The 18,580-nt window shown below is 55.4% G+C and carries 15 protein-coding genes; 8 read left to right on the top strand and 7 right to left on the bottom strand.

Features of this window, described 5'->3' with window-relative positions; genetic code table 11:
- Positions 1-245: 245 nt before the first annotated feature.
- Genes ACK13D_RS06485 through ACK13D_RS06475 form a run of 3 tightly spaced genes read left to right on the top strand, consistent with a single transcriptional unit; the run spans position 246 to position 1,656 of the window.
- Complete coding sequence (locus tag ACK13D_RS06485) at positions 246-725, top strand: Hcp family type VI secretion system effector (protein WP_346555117.1); 480 nt, start codon at positions 246-248, stop codon at positions 723-725.
- A gap of 50 nt (positions 726-775) precedes the next feature.
- A complete protein-coding gene (locus tag ACK13D_RS06480) occupies positions 776-1,138 on the top strand; it encodes a tlde1 domain-containing protein (protein ID WP_010671784.1) in 363 nt (120 codons plus the stop codon).
- Entirely contained in the window at positions 1,135-1,656 is a 522-nt protein-coding gene (locus ACK13D_RS06475) for a hypothetical protein (RefSeq protein ID WP_124889642.1), read from the top strand. The genes ACK13D_RS06480 and ACK13D_RS06475 overlap by 4 nt, the downstream gene beginning before the upstream one ends.
- A gap of 51 nt (positions 1,657-1,707) precedes the next feature.
- On the opposite strand, the gene ACK13D_RS06470 is transcribed toward ACK13D_RS06475, so the two are convergent.
- From ACK13D_RS06470 to pepA, 3 genes are all read right to left on the bottom strand, one after another.
- The gene (locus ACK13D_RS06470; protein WP_418795967.1) at positions 1,708-4,563 is read right to left on the bottom strand and encodes a valine--tRNA ligase; all 2,856 of its coding nucleotides are present in this window, start codon (positions 4,561-4,563) and stop codon (positions 1,708-1,710) included.
- 5 nt (positions 4,564-4,568) lie between these two features.
- Positions 4,569-5,027 carry a DNA polymerase III subunit chi gene (locus ACK13D_RS06465; RefSeq protein WP_010251657.1) on the bottom strand — a complete coding sequence of 153 codons (459 nt, stop codon included), beginning with the start codon at positions 5,025-5,027 and terminating at the stop codon, positions 4,569-4,571.
- A 65-nt stretch (positions 5,028-5,092) separates the two neighbouring features.
- On the bottom strand, positions 5,093-6,604 hold the full coding sequence (gene pepA / locus ACK13D_RS06460; RefSeq protein WP_010251654.1) for a leucyl aminopeptidase: 1,512 nt from the start codon (positions 6,602-6,604) through the stop codon (positions 5,093-5,095).
- A 268-nt stretch (positions 6,605-6,872) separates the two neighbouring features.
- Between pepA and lptF the strand changes: the two genes are divergently transcribed.
- Both lptF and lptG read left to right on the top strand, forming a co-directional pair.
- Positions 6,873-7,973 carry an LPS export ABC transporter permease LptF gene (lptF, locus tag ACK13D_RS06455; protein WP_010671780.1) on the top strand — a complete coding sequence of 367 codons (1,101 nt, stop codon included), beginning with the start codon at positions 6,873-6,875 and terminating at the stop codon, positions 7,971-7,973.
- Complete coding sequence (gene lptG, locus ACK13D_RS06450) at positions 7,973-9,049, top strand: LPS export ABC transporter permease LptG (protein ID WP_010251648.1); 1,077 nt, start codon at positions 7,973-7,975, stop codon at positions 9,047-9,049. Before lptF ends, lptG begins: the two co-directional genes overlap by 1 nt.
- A 148-nt stretch (positions 9,050-9,197) precedes the next feature.
- On the opposite strand, the gene ACK13D_RS06445 is transcribed toward lptG, so the two are convergent.
- The gene (locus ACK13D_RS06445; RefSeq protein ID WP_418795964.1) at positions 9,198-9,833 is read right to left on the bottom strand and encodes an NADPH-dependent F420 reductase; all 636 of its coding nucleotides are present in this window, start codon (positions 9,831-9,833) and stop codon (positions 9,198-9,200) included.
- 101 nt (positions 9,834-9,934) lie between these two features.
- On the opposite strand from ACK13D_RS06445, the gene ACK13D_RS06440 reads away from it, so the two are divergent.
- Positions 9,935-10,843, top strand: coding sequence for a LysR family transcriptional regulator (locus tag ACK13D_RS06440; protein WP_163799109.1), 909 nt, complete (start codon positions 9,935-9,937; stop codon positions 10,841-10,843).
- Between the two features lie 9 nt (positions 10,844-10,852).
- On the opposite strand, the gene ACK13D_RS06435 is transcribed toward ACK13D_RS06440, so the two are convergent.
- From ACK13D_RS06435 to ACK13D_RS06425, 3 genes are all read right to left on the bottom strand, one after another.
- On the bottom strand, positions 10,853-12,133 hold the full coding sequence (locus ACK13D_RS06435; RefSeq protein ID WP_187494584.1) for a DUF445 domain-containing protein: 1,281 nt from the start codon (positions 12,131-12,133) through the stop codon (positions 10,853-10,855).
- Between the two features lie 26 nt (positions 12,134-12,159).
- Entirely contained in the window at positions 12,160-13,662 is a 1,503-nt protein-coding gene (locus ACK13D_RS06430; protein ID WP_418795962.1) for a helicase HerA-like C-terminal domain-containing protein, read from the bottom strand.
- A 120-nt stretch (positions 13,663-13,782) separates the two neighbouring features.
- Complete coding sequence (locus tag ACK13D_RS06425) at positions 13,783-15,354, bottom strand: ABC transporter substrate-binding protein (protein ID WP_346555856.1); 1,572 nt, start codon at positions 15,352-15,354, stop codon at positions 13,783-13,785.
- A gap of 689 nt (positions 15,355-16,043) precedes the next feature.
- Between ACK13D_RS06425 and ACK13D_RS06420 the strand changes: the two genes are divergently transcribed.
- Positions 16,044-16,772, top strand: a complete 729-nt coding sequence (locus tag ACK13D_RS06420; protein WP_010251628.1) for a gluconate 2-dehydrogenase subunit 3 family protein — start codon at positions 16,044-16,046, stop codon at positions 16,770-16,772.
- 36 nt (positions 16,773-16,808) lie between these two features.
- Entirely contained in the window at positions 16,809-18,578 is a 1,770-nt protein-coding gene (locus tag ACK13D_RS06415; RefSeq protein ID WP_010251625.1) for a GMC family oxidoreductase, read from the top strand.
- Positions 18,579-18,580: the final 2 nt, after the last annotated feature.

Here is an 18,580-nt window from a genome sequence, read left to right as displayed (position 1 = left end):
AAAAGCAATATTCCTGACAATGCAGGGAGGCTTTAAAAACGTCATGTTTTTTAATGTCACTTGAAAATCTGTTTTATCATTTACACCTTACTATGTTCAGTAATAAGGGATTGTTTCTATCTTCTGGTCTTAATAGTGCTGATTACTTCACAATCAATTTGTTTGTCTTAATTGATGTGAATCAAAAATGCTGACTGCTACTCCTGTAAGTTAATACCTTTAACGCTAATTAAAGGATTAATTTCATGGCAATTCCAGCTTACCTATGGCTGAAAGATGATGGTGGCGCAGATATCAAAGGATCAGTTGACGTCCAACATCGAGAAGGAAGTATTGAAGTACTTAGTTTCATGCATGGTTTGAGCATACCGGTCGATCCTCACACCGGTAAACTCACAGGGACGCGTGTTCATAGTGCATTAGAATTCGAAAAAGAATTCGACTCATCCAGCCCTTATCTCTATAAATCAGTCTCCTCCGGGCAAACACTCAGGTCAGCTGAAATAAAATGGTACCGTATTAATCACGCTGGCCAGGAAGAGGAGTACTTCAATATGTTCATTGAAGGAGTGAAAGTGGTGTCGGTTAATCCACTCATGCATAACATCAAATCCATTGAAAATATGAACCATCTTGAGTCAGTAACGCTGCGCTACGAAAAAATCACCTGGAAGTACTGTGATGGCAATATTCAGCACTCCGATTCATGGAAGGAACGCACATAATTCAACTATCAATGGCGCAGCAATTCTGTGAGTCATTTTAAGGAGCGTGTATGACATGGGTCTATGACGTCAGAAAGCGATCTTTTACACGAGATGGTGTCTATAAATTCGATGCGTTATATGCCGGGGCTGAAGGATATAAAGACGATCCTGCATTAGCATGTGAGGTGAACAAAGGTCCTTTGCCAGCAGGAAAGTATAAGATTGCCAGTCCTATGGCAAAGCATCCTACAGCCGGACGATTTGTTCTCCGTCTGATACCTTATGCGGGTAACAATATGTGTGGTCGCGCCGGATTTCTTATTCATGGAGATAACGGCTTTGGTACCGCTTCGAATGGCTGTATTGTCGCGTCTTTCAATGTAAGAAAAAGTATTGCGGATAGCGGCGACAGGGAGTTAATAGTGAAATGAAATGGCTCATTATTTTGCTATTAGCATTGTTTTCCGTCTCCTGTTCATCAGGAAGGTTCAATTCTGCAGAACATGTTTTGTCAGATAAAGTGATTACGGCATCCCGCAATAATGACAGCAGTTCACTTTCAGATGCTGATTATGACAAGATAACAGAATATCTTTCTCAGGGCCGGACACGCTGGATTGAACTTTACCCTATTCTTAATCGATCGCCATTCTTAGGCGCAACCTCTTTTCAGGAAGGTCTGGACATCGCGATGGCCTATGCCTTACCTGAAAATCCTGGCGCGGTAATGAAATACGTTAATCAAGGCAATGTTAATAAGCTATGCGGCATGCCATTTATTGAGCCGACTCCGGATGAAACAGATGCGTACTTTTTAAAAGCCCGCACGGCGCTTACTCAGTTAACGTCAGAAAGTGACCGGGAAAAAAGATGCCTGTCTGTATTAGAAAAGAGTCATGATCATCTTGCTGCTGAAACAAGGACGAGAAGGGTGTCATCGAAAAAATGATATAAAAAACCCCGCGCCAGAGCGCAGGGTTTTTTCAGAGCGAGGAATCAATCAGAGCGCCGCAATGACCGCCTGCTGTTCAATCAGTTTTGCTTTTGATTGTTGCAGGTCCGCTACGCGTTCGCGCTCTTTCGCCACCACCGCTTCCGGGGCGCGCGAAACAAAGCCTTCGTTCGCCAGCTTGGTCTCGATCTTCTCGATTTCCACATCCAGCTTAACCAGCTCTTTCGCCAGACGCTCCAGCTCGGCGGTTTTATCCACCAGATCCGCCATCGGGATCAGCAGCTCTGCGCCTTCAACCAGTTTGGTCACCGACACCGGACCTTTCTCGCCCGCAGGCAGAATGGTCAGGCTTTCCAGACGCGCCAGGCGCGACAGGAAGTTGCGGTTAGCTTCAACGCGACGCAGCGCCGCAGGCGAGCAGTCACGCAGCAGCACATCCAGCGGCTTGCTCAGTGCGATGTTCATCTCGGCACGGATATTACGCACCGCCACGATCGCCTGTTTCATCCACTCAATGTCCGCTTTCGCTTCGGCATCTTCTTTCGCCGCATCGTACTGCGGGAAAGGCTGCAGCATGATGGTGTCGTCGCTGATATTTTTCAGCCCCTTCACGCGCTGCCAGATGGTTTCAGTGATAAACGGAATGATCGGATGCGCCAGACGCAGCAGCGCTTCCAGCACGTGAACCAGCGTATGACGGGTGCCACGCAGTTCAGATTCACTGCCGCTGTTCATGACCGGCTTGGTCAGCTCCAGATACCAGTCGCAGAACTGGTTCCAGGTGAAGTCATACAGCAGGTTAGCCGCGATATCGAAACGGTAGCTATCCAGCGCTTCACGGTACGCTTTCACCGTGTTGTTGAACTCGGTCAGGATCCAGCGATCCGCCAGCGACAGCGTCATTTCGCCGCCATTCTGTCCGCAATCCTGCTCTTCGGTGTTCATCAGCACAAAGCGGCTGGCGTTCCACAGCTTGTTACAGAAGTTGCGATAGCCTTCCAGGCGCTTCATGTCCCAGTTGATGTCGCGACCGGTTGAGGCCAGCGCCGCCAGGGTGAAACGCAGTGCATCGGTGCCTGATGGCTCGATGCCGTCCGGGAATTGCTTCTCGGTACGTTTGCGGATTTTCTCCGCCAGCTGTGGCTGCATCATGTTGCCGGTGCGTTTTTCCAGCAGCGCTTCCAGTGAAATGCCGTCGACCATATCCAGCGGGTCAATCACGTTGCCCTTGGATTTCGACATCTTCTGACCTTCTTCATCACGGATCAGACCAGTCATGTAGACGGTTTTAAACGGTACCTGTGGTTTGCCGTTTTCATCTTTGATGAAGTGCATGGTCAGCATGATCATGCGGGCAATCCAGAAGAAGATGATGTCGAAGCCGCTGACCAGCACGCTGGTCGGATGGAAAGTACGCAGCGCTTCGGTGTTTTCCGGCCAGCCCAGGGTGGAGAAGGTCCACAGACCTGAGGAGAACCAGGTATCCAGCACGTCATCATCCTGACGCAACGCGACGTCGGCGGCCAGGTTGTTCTCAGCCCGCACTTCGTCTTCGGTGCGACCGACATAGACGTTACCGTTGTCGTCATACCACGCCGGGATGCGGTGACCCCACCAGAGCTGACGGGAGATACACCAGTCCTGAATATCGCGCATCCAGGAGAAGTACATGTTTTCGTACTGCTTCGGTACAAACTGGATGTCGCCGTTTTCAACGGCTTCAACCGCGACTTTCGCCAGCGGTGCGGTACGCACATACCACTGGTCAGTCAGCATCGGCTCGATAACCACGCCGCCACGGTCGCCGTAAGGCACGGTCAGATCGTGAGGTTTAATCTCTTCAAGCAGGCCGAGTTCATCGACAGCGGCAACAATCGCTTTACGCGCCGCGAAGCGTTCCATGTTCTGGAAAGCCGCCGGGATCTCATCGGAACAGGCATCGCTGGCTTCGCCATTGGTGTCATACACCTGAGTACGGTCGCGGATATCGCCGTCGAAGGTCAGGATGTTGATCATCGGCAGTTTGTGACGACGGCCGACTTCGTAGTCGTTGAAGTCATGCGCCGGGGTGATCTTGACGCAGCCGGTGCCTTTTTCCATGTCGGCATGTTCGTCGCCAACGATAGGGATAAGACGGCCAACCAGCGGCAGCATCACAAATTTGCCGATCAGATCTTTGTAACGTGGATCTTCCGGGTTAACGGCGACGCCGGTATCGCCCAGCAGGGTTTCCGGACGCGTGGTGGCGACCACCAGATAATCTTTGCCGTCGGCGGTTTTTGCGCCGTCAGCCAGTGGATAGCGGATATGCCACATCGAGCCTTTGCTCTCGCGGTTTTCCACTTCCAGGTCGGAGATTGCGGTACGCAGTTTTGGATCCCAGTTCACCAGGCGTTTGCCACGGTAGATCAGGTTCTCTTTATAGAGGCGAACAAACACCTCTTTCACGGCGTTGGAAAGGCCGTCGTCCATGGTGAAGCGCTCGCGCTCCCAGTCGACGGAGTTGCCCAGACGGCGCATCTGGCGGGTAATGGTGCCGCCGGATTCTGCTTTCCACTGCCAGATTTTGTCGATGAACGCATCACGGCCATAGTCCTGGCGCGTCTTGCCCTCTTCAGCCGCAATTTTGCGCTCAACCACCATCTGCGTGGCGATGCCCGCGTGGTCCGTACCGGCCTGCCACAGGGTATTTTTCCCCTGCATGCGCTGGTAACGGATCATGGTGTCCATGATGGTTTGCTGGAAGGCGTGACCCATGTGCAAGCTACCGGTGACGTTCGGCGGCGGGATCATGATGCAAAAGCTTTCCTGGCTGGTATCGCCATTCGGTTTGAAGTAGCCCTGCTTTTCCCAATGCTCGTAAAGCGGCTGCTCGATATCTTGCGGGTTATATGTCTTTTCCATTTCTGCTATGTCGTTTGCGGCTGTGGTGGCGCTGCCGTATTCAATTGGAATCCAACGCTGCGATACGCTTTATAGCGGTCGCGCGCCAGTTGTTTGAGCGTGTCTTCGTAAGGAACGAAGTCTATCACTTCATGGAAAGCAGTAGCAAAATCTGCGAAGTGGGGCAGCAGGCTAATCAGCAGGTCACGCGGTGAACTGCCGCGACGCTGTGGCCAGGCCAGCTCAACCGGCGCACCGTAGCGCGGGCCTTCACCCGCCAGGTTATGCGGCACGAAGGCGTTTGCCGGTCGTTGCCACAGCGCTTCGTCGAGACGAATGGCTTGCTGTTCATCTTCGCAGGCGATCAACACCCGCTTTCCGGCCCGCCAGCGTGTTTCCGCCAGATTGCACACCAGCGCTTCAACGGCGCTAAGGCCATCGCTCGTTGCATCGGTTTCCAGCACGTAGAAGGTTGCGTTTTTCATCGGTTTGCTCATCAGAAGATCAAGGGCGGAATGATATCCGCCCTTGCTGTCAGAAAAGAGGGCGCTTAATCGTCGCCGTTCAATCCTGCCCGATTCAACAGAAATTGCGACAGCATCGGCACCGGACGTCCGGTGGCGCCTTTGGCCTTGCCGGAGCGCCAGGCGGTACCGGCGATATCCAGGTGTGCCCAGTTATATTTGCGGGCAAAGCGAGCCAGGAAGCAGGCGGCGGTAATCGCGCCGCCGGGACGGCCACCAATGTTCGCCATATCGGCAAAGTTGGACTCCAGCTGCTCCTGGAACTCATCCGCCATCGGCAGACGCCAGGCGCGATCGCCTGACTGCTCCGAGGCGCTGATCAGCTCATGCGCCAGCGGATTGTGGTTCGACAGCAGGCCGCTGATGTGATGACCCAGCGCAATCACGCAGGCACCGGTCAGCGTCGCCACGTCAATCACCACTTCCGGATCGAAACGTTCAACATAGGTCAGCGCATCGCACAGGACCAGGCGGCCTTCGGCATCGGTGTTCAGCACCTCAACCGTCTGGCCAGACATGGTGGTCAGCACGTCGCCCGGACGCATCGATCGGCCATCCGGCATGTTTTCACAGCCCGCCAGCACGCCAACCACGTTCAGCGGCAGATTCAGCTCTGCCACCATACGCATCACGCCATAGACGGCGGCCGCGCCGCACATGTCATACTTCATTTCGTCCATGCTGTCGGCAGGCTTGATGGAGATGCCGCCGGAGTCAAAGGTCAGCCCTTTACCCACCAGCACAATCGGACGTGCTTCCGCATCCGGATTGCCTTTGTATTCAATTACCGACATCAGCGATTCGTTTTGCGAACCGGCCCCGACAGCGAGATAGGCGTTCATGCCCAGCTCTTTCATCTGCTGTTCGCCAATGACGCGGGTGGTGACATTTTTGCTGAAGGCATCCGCCAGCTGACGCGCCTGTGACGCCAGATAGGCGGCGTTACAGATATTAGGTGGCATGTTGCCGAGATCTTTAGCCGCTTTCATACCGGCAGCGACCGCTAATCCATGCTGGATCGCCCGTTCGCCGCTGGTCAGTTCACGGCGGGTCGGCACGTTAAAGACCAGCTTGCGCAGCGGACGACGTGGCTCCGCTTTGTTACTTTTCAGCTGGTCAAAGTTGTAGAGCGCCTCTTTTGAGGTCTCTACTGCCTGACGCACTTTCCAGTAGGTGTTGCGGCCTTTGACATGCAGCTCGGTCAGGAAGCAGACCGCTTCCATTGAGCCGGTGTCGTTGAGCGTGTTAATGGTTTTCTGAATGACCTGCTTGTACTGGCGTTCATCCAGCTCACGCTCTTTACCGCAGCCAATCAGCAGAATACGCTCGGACAGGATATTTGGCACATGATGCAGCAGCAGTGTCTGGCCCACTTTTCCTTCCAGCTCGCCGCGGCGCAGCAGGGCGCTGATGTAGCCGTCGCTGATTTTATCCAGCTGCTCGGCAATCGGTGACAGACGACGCGGTTCGAAAACGCCAACGACAATGCAGGCACTGCGCTGTTTTTCCGGGCTTCCGCTTTTTACACTGAACTCCATGCACTCTCCTGAATCTTAAAGACAACGGCCGCTGCTGCCGCTAGAATGTAGCGCGCTCATGACCCATTTATTCATCGTCGCAGCATGACATTCTGCTGCTGGAGGTCATAATGAATCAGGGTGACAAGATGTTGTTTTTTCACCACCCGGACGCGTTTTTCATACAAATTTAGCTACGGCGACGGCCATTGATGAAGAAAAATGGCTGATAAGCGTTGAAACTAGCGATTTTCCTGCAAAAAGACAAGTTTTCACAGGCGTACTAAGCGTGATCATCATTAGATATCTGGTTCGGGAAACGCTCAAAAGCCAGCTGGCTATCCTGTTTATCCTGCTACTCATCTTCTTTTGTCAGAAGTTAGTCAGGATCCTGGGTGCCGCGGTGGATGGCGAAGTGCCGACAAACCTCGTTCTGACCTTGTTAGGACTCGGTGTGCCTCAAATGGCACAACTTATACTGCCCTTAAGTCTGTTTCTGGCGATCCTGATGACGCTGGGGCGGCTCTACACGGAAAGTGAAATTACCGTGATGCACGCCTGCGGCCTGAGTAAGGCCGTCCTGGTAAAAGCGGCGATGGTTCTGATGCTGTTTACCTCGATAGTGGCGGCCGTGAACGTCATCTGGCTGGGACCATGGTCATCCCGCTATCAGGATGAGGTGACGCAGAACGCCAAAGCGAACCCGGGTGCGGCAGCAATGGCCGCCGGACAGTTCCAGACCTCCAGCGACGGCAGCGCCGTGCTGTTTGTTGAGGATGTGAAGGGCAACAACTTTGGTAACGTGTTCCTGGCGCAGTTACGGCCAAAGGGTAACGCGCGTCCTTCAGTGGTGCTGGCTGACAGCGGTCACATGGAGCAGCATAAAGATGGCTCGCAGGTGGTGACGCTGGATAAAGGCACCCGTTTTGAGGGCACCGCTCTGCTGCGTGATTTCCGTATCACCGACTTCACCAATTATCAGGCAATCGTAGGCTATAAAGCGGCAACGCTCGATCCTAACGATGCAGAACAGGCGAGCCTGACTGACCTGTTCGCGAATAAGACACCTGAGTTTCAGGCCGAGCTGCACTGGCGTCTGACGCTGGTGTTCGCGGTGCTGGTGATGGCGCTGATGGTGGTGCCGCTCAGCGTGGTGAACCCACGTCAGGGGCGCGTGCTGTCGATGCTGCCCGCCATGATGCTCTATCTGATTTTCTTCCTGTTGCAGAGCTCGCTGAAGTCGAGCGGCGCGAAAGGGCGGCTCGATCCGGCGCTCTGGATGTGGGTGGTGAATATCAGCTATCTGGTGCTGGCGGTGCTCCTTAACCTGTGGGATACGGTGCCGATGCGTCGGATTCGCGCCCGCTTTACCCGCGGAGGGTCGGTCTGATGTTTCGCGTACTTGACCGCTATATCGGTAAAACCATTTTCAATACCATTATGCTGACGCTGTTCATGCTGGTGTCGCTTTCCGGCATCATCAAGTTCGTCGATCAGCTGCGCAAGACCGGCCAGGGCAGCTACAACGCGCTGAGCGCCGGTTACTACACCCTGCTTAGCGTACCCAAAGATATTGAGATCTTTTTCCCGATGGCGGCCCTGTTGGGCGCGCTGCTGGGACTGGGCGCGCTGGCGCAGCGCAGTGAACTGGTGGTGATGCAGGCGGCGGGCTTTACCCGCATGCAGGTTGCGCTGTCAGTGATGAAAACGGCGATTCCGCTGGTATTGCTGACCATGGCGATTGGCGAGTTTGTTGCGCCGTCGGGCGAGCAGATGGCGCGTAATTACCGGGCGCAGCAGCTTTACGGCGGTGCGCTGGTGTCGACGCAGAACGGTCTGTGGGCGAAAGATGGCAATAGCTTTATCTTTATCGAGCGCATTAAAGGCGACAACGAAATTGATGGCGTGAGCATCTACAGCTTTAACGATCAGCGTCGTCTGCAGAGCGTGCGTTACGCGGCGACGGCGACCTGGGATGCGGCTAAGAAGCGCTGGATACTGTCGCAGGTTGATGAGTCTAACCTGACCGATCCGAAGCAGATTACCGGTTCACAGAGCCTGAGTGGCGAGTGGAAAACCAATCTGACGCCGGACAAGCTGGGTGTGGTTGCGCTGGATCCTGACGCGTTATCGATTCGCGGTCTGCATAGCTACAGTAAATATCTGAAGCAGAGCGGCCAGGAGTCGGGACGTTATCAGCTGAATATGTGGAGCAAAATCTTCCAGCCGCTGTCCGTCGCGGTGATGATGCTGATGGCGCTGTCGTTTATCTTCGGACCGCTACGTAGCGTGTCGATGGGTGTGCGTGTCGTAACCGGTATCAGCTTTGGCTTCCTGTTCTACGTGCTGGACCAGATTTTCGGTCCGCTGAGCCTGGTTTACGGACTGCCGCCGATTCTGGGGGCGATTCTGCCGAGTTTTGCGTTCTTCGCTATCAGTATGTTTATGTTGATTAAGCGGCGCTAAGCGCAATGAATGCAGTAAAAGAAAAGGCCGCGCAAGCGGCCTTTTTTGTGACCGGTGTTCAGGCTCAGGGCAGGCTTCCATCGCTTTACGTTTGGTCTCCGTCTGGAAGATACGGTTTCAGCGGCTTTATTCTGCGCTGATGCCCTGTTTATGCGGAGTGCCGGGTCGTCTCTTTCAGTGTCCTGGTGAGTTGCTCTCTGTTCAGGGCTACGCAATAGGCGGGTGTCCCACGCTCGAAACGCCAGCCTTCCGCTAACGAGCCCGCATCCACCGCATCAAATCCAAAGGCTTCATATAATGCCGTGGCGATCGCTTTCCCTTCGCTATCATCTCCCGCCAGCGGTAATGCCTGCCGGTTAGCATCGCCCGGCGGCAGGCCCTGAGTTTCAAGATCGGTCATGCGGATGGCATTGAATGCCTTGGTGATGCGGCTGTCAGGAAGCAGGCGGGCAAGCCGTTCACTGATGCTGATGCGGCCATTGAGCAGCTCTTCAATTTCGCCATCGCGGTCGGGATAGTAATTGACCGCATCAAGTACGATTTTTCCCCGCAATTCTGTGGCCGGAAGTTGTTCCGTTGCCGTGAGCGGCACGGCAACCACCACCACGTCGCCGAACTCTGCGGCCTCGGTGGCGGTGCCGGTTTCACAGCCAATCATCGGTTTCAGGCTGAACAGCGTTCGTGGATCGCGCGAGTTGCTGAGCATCACCTGATGTCCCGCCTGAATCGCCAGTTTTGCAATCGCCCGGCCAACAAAGCCTGCGCCAATAATGCCTATTTTCATACGTTTCTCCTCGATGAGTTTCACGCACTGACCTTAATTAAAAACAGGAGGTGAATAAATCGACAAACAGACGCAATATAAACAACCAACAGGAGGGAATCATGGATCGGCTTACCAGCATGAACGTGTTCGTTACCGTCGCGGAATCGGGCTCGTTTGCCGCAGCCGCCGGGCATTTGCAAATCTCACCGCAGATGGTGGCGAAGCATATCGCCATGCTGGAGAAGCATCTCGGTACGCTACTTCTGCATCGCACCACCCGACGACAAAGCCTGACGGATGTGGGCCGCAACTATTACGAACGCTGCAAAATCGTGCTGGCAGAGGTGCAGGAAGCGGATGCGATCGCGCTGGATATGCAGCAGCGGCCGTCCGGTACGCTGAAGGTCAGCGCCCCGGTCACGTTTGGTTCTTTTAGCCTGGCGCCGTTTGTGACCCGCTATCTTGACCGCTTTCCGGAAACGCAGGTCGATCTTGAACTCAGCGATCGGCTGGTCGATCCGTTTGAAGAGGGTTATGAGGTGGTGATCCGGATTGGTGCGCTGGCGGACAGTTCGATCATCGCCCACCCACTGCAGCCCTACCGGCTGATAGCCTGCGCGTCGCCAGCCTATCTGGCGCGGCACGGTGTGCCCGCCACGCCAGCGGAGCTGGTGAACCACGCCTGTCTCGTTTATGGCATCTGGTCGCCATCAAAACCCTGCCGCTGGGTATTCAGCCAGGCCGGTAAGGTTGAAGAGGTACATCCGCAGGGACGCATGCGGTCGAATGACTGGAAAGCGCTCCTGCATGCGGCGCTGGAGGGTTATGGCATTACCCTGGGGCCGGCCTCCATTCTCTCTGAAGAGATCAGACAGGGCCGGCTGGTCCAGGTGCTGCCCGATTATGCCGGGCCAGCACGACCCATGCATGTGCTGATCCCGGCGGGCCGCCGCCAGACGGTGAAAATCCGCAGCTTTGTTAGCGCCATTATCACCGAGTTTGGCCTCTATCCACCCCAATCCGGCTAAACCAGGCGGTTATCGGCTCAGCAGCGGGAGTAACTGGGGCAGCTGCGACAACAGGTAGAGGATCAGCCCGATGGTGCCGCCAACCAGCGTACCGTTGATGCGGATAAACTGCAGGTCTTTACCGATATTAAGTTCGATCTGCTGCGACATGTCGCGTGCATCCCAGCTCTTCACGGTGTCGCTGATATGACGCGTCAGGAAGCCAGCAAACTCTGGTGCAACGCTGCGTGCGGCCTGTTCCAGATGCTGATTCATCGAGTCACGCAGCGCCGGGTCGGCCGCCAGGGTTTCGCCCAGCCACAATGCTGCACCGCGCACTTTCTCCTGCACCCGTGAGTCATCACTGCTGAGATCCGCCTTGAGCCAGTTGCGCATATCATTCCACAGCTCGCCGATGTAACGATTGAATGAGGCATCTTCTTTCAGCCAGCCTTTGATCTCCTCGGCACGCTCTGCCATTTCCGGGTCGTTCTGCAGTTTAACGATCAGCTTGTCGACCGCCCGGTTAAAGCCGAGGCGCAGCTCATGGCCCTGATCCAGCGCCACATCATCCAGCAGTGAATCGACCGCGTTTGCTACCAGCTCGGCGCTGTGCTCGCCCAGCCATTCGGTCGGCAACATTTTGGCTTTAATCGGATGCTCGCGTTTCAGCCAGCGCACCAGCTGCATGGCAATAAACTCGCGGGTACTCGGCTTATGCAGCAGCTTCAGCAGCTGTTCGATTGCCGCGTCCAGCAGCGCCTGATGACGGTTGTTTTTCGTCAGGCTCTCCAGCAGCAGGGCGCTGGTCTGGCTGAGATCGACCTTGTCGATGGCGCGATGTACTGCGCGGCGCATAAAGGTCTGGATCCGCGCATCATCGGTCAGATCAAGGAAGCCGCGCATGACCTGCAGCAGATGGCGGCCAATGCGGTCAGCATTGCCCGGCGCATTCAGCCATTGCGCCAGCAGGTTGGAAGGATCGTGACGGCGAATCAGATTCAGCAGCGAGTCGGTATCAAGAAACTTCTCCTGCACAAAGCGACCGAGGTTTTCACCGATACGATCTTTGTTGCGCGGAATGATGGCGGTATGACGCGAGATAAAGGGCACCGGCACGCGCCGGAACAGTGCGACCACCGCGAACCAGTCCGCCAGCGCGCCGACCATCGCAGCTTCCGCAATCGCTTTTATGCCGCTGACCCAGAAGCCGGGCGGCAGAAAAAGCGTAACGATAAAGGTAATTGCAGCCAGCAGTAACAGCAGCAGCGCCAGTCGTTTCGTCCGTTTCAGTTCGTGTTGTTTATCCATATCCTGATCTTAGCAGAGAGCCGTTTTCATCGGCGACGACCACCCAGCAGGCTGCCGAGTACGCCACGGATGATCTGATTGGTAATCTGGCGCGTAGCGCTTTTCGCCATGGTCTGCACCACGCCATCGTGCTTGCCGCCGCGCGGGCCGGTTCGGCCAAACAGGATCTCTTTCAGCCCGCCGAGAATGCCGTTATCTACCGCGACATCGTCGCCTTTCGCCGGAGGCGCACTGGCCTTATCGCTGGCGGCCTGAAACCCTTTTTGCAGCTTCTCAAATGCCGATTCGCGATCAACTTCGCTGTCATATTTGCCATAGAGCGGTGAATGGTTGATCAGGCTGTTGCGTTCATCGCCTGTGACCGGACCCATACGTGAGCCGGGCGCAATGACCATGGCGCGCTCTACCACCGACGGACTGCCTTTGGCATCCAGGAAGGAGATCAGCGCTTCGCCGGTGCCCAGCGCCTGAATCGCCTCGACGCTGTCAAACGCCGGATTGGCGCGCAGGGTATCGGCGGCGGTTTTTACCGCTTTCTGATCTTTGGGGGTGAAGGCGCGCAGGGCGTGCTGAACGCGGTTGCCGAGCTGGCCCAGCACCCGATCGGGAATATCCGCCGGGTTCTGGGTGACGAACCAGACGCCGACCCCTTTGGAGCGGATCAGCCGCATGACCTGTTCTATTTTCTCCAGCAGCACCGGCGGCGCGTCGGTAAACAGCAGGTGCGCCTCATCAAAGAAGAACACCAGCTTTGGCTGATCGAGATCGCCCGCTTCCGGCAGATGCTCATAAAGCTCCGACAGCAGCCACAGCAGGCTGGTGGCGTAGAGTTTTGGCATCTGGTAGAGCTTCTCAGCAGAGAGGATGTTGATGACGCCTTTGCCGTTGCTGTCGACGCGCATCCAGTCGGCGATATCCAGCATCGGTTCACCAAAGAAGTGCTCCGCGCCCTGTTGCTCCAGCGTCAGTAATCCGCGCTGGATGGCGCCGACCGAGGCGCTGTTGATATTGCCGTAGTGGGTCTGGAAGCTTTTGGCGTTGTCACCGATGTACTGAGTCATGGCGCGCAGATCTTTGAAGTCCAGCAGCAGCAAACCCTGGTCATCGGCGATGCGGAAAATAATCTGCAATACGCCACTCTGCACCTCATTCAGGTTCAGCAGTCGCGCCAGCAGCAGCGGCCCGAGATCGGAGACGGTAGCGCGAACCGGATGGCCTTTCTCGCCGAAGATATCCCATAGCACCACCGGATTGCTCTGCGGCTGCCAGTTGGTGACGCCGATTTTCTCCAGCCTCTCCTGCAGCTTTTCGCTGGACTGGCCAGCCATCGCCACGCCGGTCAAATCGCCTTTAACATCAGCCATAAAAACCGGCACGCCGCTGGCGGAGAACGATTCAGCCAGTTTCTGCAGCGTAACGGTTTTACCGGTGCCGGTCGCGCCGGTGATCAGGCCGTGGCGGTTGGCCATTTGCGGCAACAGATGAAGTTCGACGTCTGGCGTACGGGCAATCAGTAGCGGGGAAGTCATGATTTTCCACTCTCAGGCTGAAGGTTATGCCTGAAGGATAGCAAGCCGGAGCGGCACAGGAGGAGAACTATTCACCAAAAAAAGGCCGCTGCCCGGGGAGCAGCGGCCAGCAACAGTGGTTTACTTCTGCACCTCTTCAAAATTGAGCAGGCTGACCCCGATGCCCTGCTGCAGGTGACTGAGATTGCTGCGCACCGCCACCTGGGTTGCGCCCTGTAACAGCATGACAAACGGCGAATCCTGCTGGATGCGGGTTTGCAGCCCGGTGTAGAGGTTGCGACGTTTCACCGCATCGCTCTCTCCGGCGGCGGCGCGGGTCTGTGCACTCAGCTCCGGAATCGTCCAGCCGACGCGCCACGCCAGGGTTTTGCCGCCGCCCGGCACGTTATAGGCAAAGGTGCTGGCATTGGTATTGGGATCGATGTAGTCCGCGCCCCAGTAAGTAAAGATGGCCTGGAAGTCACGGCTGCGCATTTTGCTCCACAGCTCCGATTCCGCCACCGGCTGGATATCAAGCTGCACATCCGCTTTGGCAAAGCTGGCCTGCAGTGCCTGCGCCACATCAATGTAAGGCGGCTGGTTTACCACCGTCAGCGCGATATGGGTGCCAGGTTTAATGCCGCCTTTTTGAAGTATCGCCTGCGCCTTTTTCAGATCGTAATGGAACGGTGTCGTGTTCAGCGCACCATCGAAACCATCCGGCAGGAAGCTCTGATGAATGCGGTACTGACCTTTCAGCAGCTGGTTCGCCAGGCTGTCATAGTCAACCAGCCAGCGCGCCGCCTGCCAAAGCGCCGGATTGCCCAGCGCCGGTTGCTGCGGGCTTTGGGTGTTAAAGCCGATGTAATAAACCAGGCTGGACGGGAAGGCGTCGACACGCACATTCGCCACATTTTTCAGCGCGGTAATCTGATCCGGGCCGAGCTGATAGGCGACATCCACATCACCCTGCTGGATCAGCAGACGGCGGCTGCCCGGATCGGCCACACCTTTCAGCAATACCCGCTTCAGATGCGGCTTCTGGCTGCTGTGGGGATTGGCCTCCAGCACCAGCGCCTGCAGCGGCACAAACTGTTTGATGGCATAGGCGGCGCTGCCGGCGGAGTGCACCTTCAGCCAGCTATTGCCGTAATCGTTGTTGCTGGCGTGCTCTTGTGCCAGTTTGCTGTCGACGATGGAGGAGACCGGCGCGGTCAGCAGGCGCAACGCCAGATCGCTGCCGATCTCCGCTGGCCAGCGCAGCTCAAGCTGGTGGTCGTTGATCACCGTGAACTGCTGATCGATATTTTCTGGCGTCCAGCCAAATTCACCCAGAATAAAAGAGGGCGCTTTATTGAGTTTTACCGCGCGGGTTAATGAAAAGACCACATCCTGTGCAGTCACGGGATGACCACTGGCGAAGCGGGCCTGCGGATTAAGATCAAACACCAGGCTATGAGGCGTTTTGCCTGCCTGCCAGCGCGTGGCAGCCAGCGGTGAGAGCTGCTGCGGATTCTGATGATCCGGCTCCAGCAGTGTCTGATAGATATTGCGCTGGCTGCTGTTGCTGACGGTCTCAAAACTTTCCGCCGGGTCGAAACTGATGATGCCATCAAGCGGAACGGCAATCACCAGCGTGTCGCCAGGCGTGGCGGCGTGTGCCGGGTGAACCAGTGCCAGAGCCGTAAACAGGGACAAGAGTGTTTTTCGCATGGAGGGTTATCCTGAGTCGTTGATAGCTTTACTCTATCGGGCGCCGGATAATCTCCAAATGCGGGTTTCTTATGAGCTTTGCACAATTATTAGCGTAGTCATTCAGGCAAAGAGACAAAATAAGATAATGCCGGTCAGTAATTATTTTATTGTCATTTTACAGCGGGCGGAATAAAGCCGGTTTTACTCAGCCGATCACAAATTGCGCACAGTCTGATTGTATGACTATCAAAGTCACTATAGTGTTAACGATGAGAATGATTCTCTTGTATGGAAGTATGATATTTTTTTATCGGTTATCTGGCGTGATGATGTCAGGGCGAAAATAATAACCCTCAATCCTGCGTTAAAAGAGTTAAATACCCGATGTTTATGCGGTTTTACCCCCGATTTCCGCGCTGTAAATCTTTTACCTCTCTGCAACCCTTTCGCAACACCATGATAAACTTTCACTAAGACACATCTTAAATTCAATTTTTACATTCAGACATATCTATATCCCTAAGATTGCCAGGTTATTAACCGATAAGTTCCGTTAGTCACCGAACCATAATTCTACCTGCCCTTGTCTGTTCTGCCGTCGTCTGTGCCGCGTGCGTTAATCTCTGCGGGGAATTTTCCGCCTGCACTCAGCCTTTCAGCTTCATAACAAATAAAGCGGGTATTTAGCAGATGAGAGTCGTGCGGATATGCTTTTAGAAAAACCCACCACCAGGCGTAAATTTTTGCTCGGTTCACTGCTGGCGTTGCCATTAAGTGAACTGGTCTTCAAAGGCATTACTGCGGCACAGGCGGCAGAGATGGCCGCTCCGGAGTTAGCCGATTACAAACCGATCTTTTTTAGTGCCGATGAGTGGCAGTTTATCCTGGCCGCCACTGACCGTTTGATTCCGGCGGGCGGCAAAGGCAAAGCGCCGGGCGCGCTGGAAACTAACGTGCCGATCTTTATCGATCAGCAGCTGCACAGCGAAGCGTTTGGCAGCGAAATCTACATGCAGGGGCCGTTCAATACACAGGCGCCCGCAACCATGGGTTACCAGATCCCGTTCCGCCCACAGCAGATGTATCAGACCGGTATCCGGCTGATTAATCAGTGGTCGCAGAACACCCATCAGAAAGCGTTTCATGCACTGACGCTGGAAGAGAAAGATGCGGTACTGACCCAGGTAAACAAAAACGAGATCGACTTTGCCGCACTGGGCGAAGCCGATCTTAAGCCTGCGCATTTCTTCAGCCAGCTGCTTTCCGATACCAAGCATGGCTACCTTGCTGACCCGATGTACGGCGGTAATAAAGGCATGAAAGCCTGGATCGCCATCGGCTTCCCCGGCGCGCGTGCCAGCTTCACCGAATGGGTGAAACAGCACAACGTTCCTTATCCGCTGGGTCCGGTCAGTGTGAAGGGCGAACGCGCGTAGGGCGCGTCCACATCAGGTATTTGAAACAGGATTATCATGGCACAGGTTACTAAAAAAGAAGTCGACGTCGTGGTCTGCGGCCTCGGCTGGGCAGGCTCGCTGATGAGCATCGAGCTGGCACTGGCAGGTCTGGACGTGCGCGCCCTTGAGCGCGGCGGCGATCGCGATTATGACGAATTCGCCTACCCGAAACCGGCGGACGAATACGCCTATGCGGTACGCAACAAAGTGTTTGCCACCCCCGCCGAAGTGGCGGTCACCGTGCGCTACAACAGCAGCCAGACGGCATTGCCAACCCGTAAATGGGGTGCGTTTGCACCGGGCACCGGCGTAGGCGGTTCCGGCCTGCACTGGACCGCAGTACTGATCCGTCCGACACCGACCGATATCAAACTGAAGACCTATGTCGACGAGGCTTACAAGCCGGGCATTCTGCAGGATGATATGCGGGTGATGGACTTCCCGTTCAGCTGGGAAGAGATCGAACCTTACTACTATAAATTCGAACTGATTTGCGGCCAGTCGGGTAACACCGGCAACCTGCGCGGCAAAATTCTGGAAGGCGGCGATCCGTTTGAAGGCCCGCGTTCTGAGCCTTATCCGCTGCCTGCGCTGGATGACACGCTGAACAACGTGATGTTCAAAGAGGTGGCGACCAAACTCGGTTACCATCCGTTCCCGAACCCGTCGGCCTGTGTGTCGCGTGCGTGGAAAAACCCGTACGGCAACCAGATCGCGCCGTGCAACTACTGCGGCTACTGCAGTAAATATCCCTGCCTGAACTACTCCAAAGCGTCGCCGCAGACCGCCGTAATGGATTCACTGAAGCGTATGCCGAACTTCTCCTATGAAGTGAATGCGGAAGTGATCAAGGTCGTGCTGAACGATGATAAGAAAACCGCGAAAGGCGTGATCTACATCGATGCACAGGGCAACGAGTGCTTCCAGCCAGCGAAAATCGTGGTGCTGAGCAGCTTCCAGCTCTACAACGTGCGACTGATGCTGCTCTCCGGCATCGGCAAGCCTTACAACCCGATTACCGAAGAGGGTGTGGTAGGGCGTAACTACGCGTTCCTGTCCAACGGCGGCGCAACGCTGTTCTTTAAAGATAAAAACTTCAATCCGTACGCTACGGCGGGCGCGACCGGCCAGATGTTTAACGATATCTCGCCAGGCAACTTCGACGGCCCATCACTTGGCTTCCTCGGCGGCGCGAAGATCCACAGCTCACAGGCGACCGGTACGCCGATCAGCACCGCGCTGCCAAAAGGCACGCCGACCTGGGGTATGGGATACAAGGAAGGTCTGGAGGAGTGGTACGGTCATTCGATGAAGATCAGCATTACCACCACCTGTCAGTCTTACCGCGATATCTATCTGGATCTCGATCCGAACTACAACGATCACCGTGGCCTGCCACTGCTGCGCATGACCTTCAACTGGAAAGAGAATGAGCTGAAGCTGCAGCAGCACCTGAAAGGCATCGTCGGTAATATCGCGAAAGAGCTGAACCCTGACAGCATGAGCATGAGCTTCCTGCCAATGGGTGCGGATTTCGATCTGACCAAATATGTCTCTACCCACAACGTGGGCGGTGCCGTAATGGGCGATAACCCGAAAACCTCGGCGCTGAACAAGTATCTGCAGAGCTGGGACGTGCATAACGTCTTTGTGCCGGGCGGCAACGCTTTCCCGCAGAACTTCCAGGCGAACCCGACCGATACCATCGGTGCGATCACCCTGATGGCGGCACAGGCGATCAAAGATCAGTATCTGAAAAATCCCGGCCCACTGGTACAGGCATAAGC

The sequence above is a fragment of the Pantoea sp. K16 genome, from assembly GCF_048452805.1.
GTDB classification, from domain to species: Bacteria; Pseudomonadota; Gammaproteobacteria; order Enterobacterales; family Enterobacteriaceae; genus Pantoea; species Pantoea agglomerans.
Note: the sequence above shows the minus strand (reverse complement) of the source record. Positions and strands in the feature narration are given on the sequence as shown.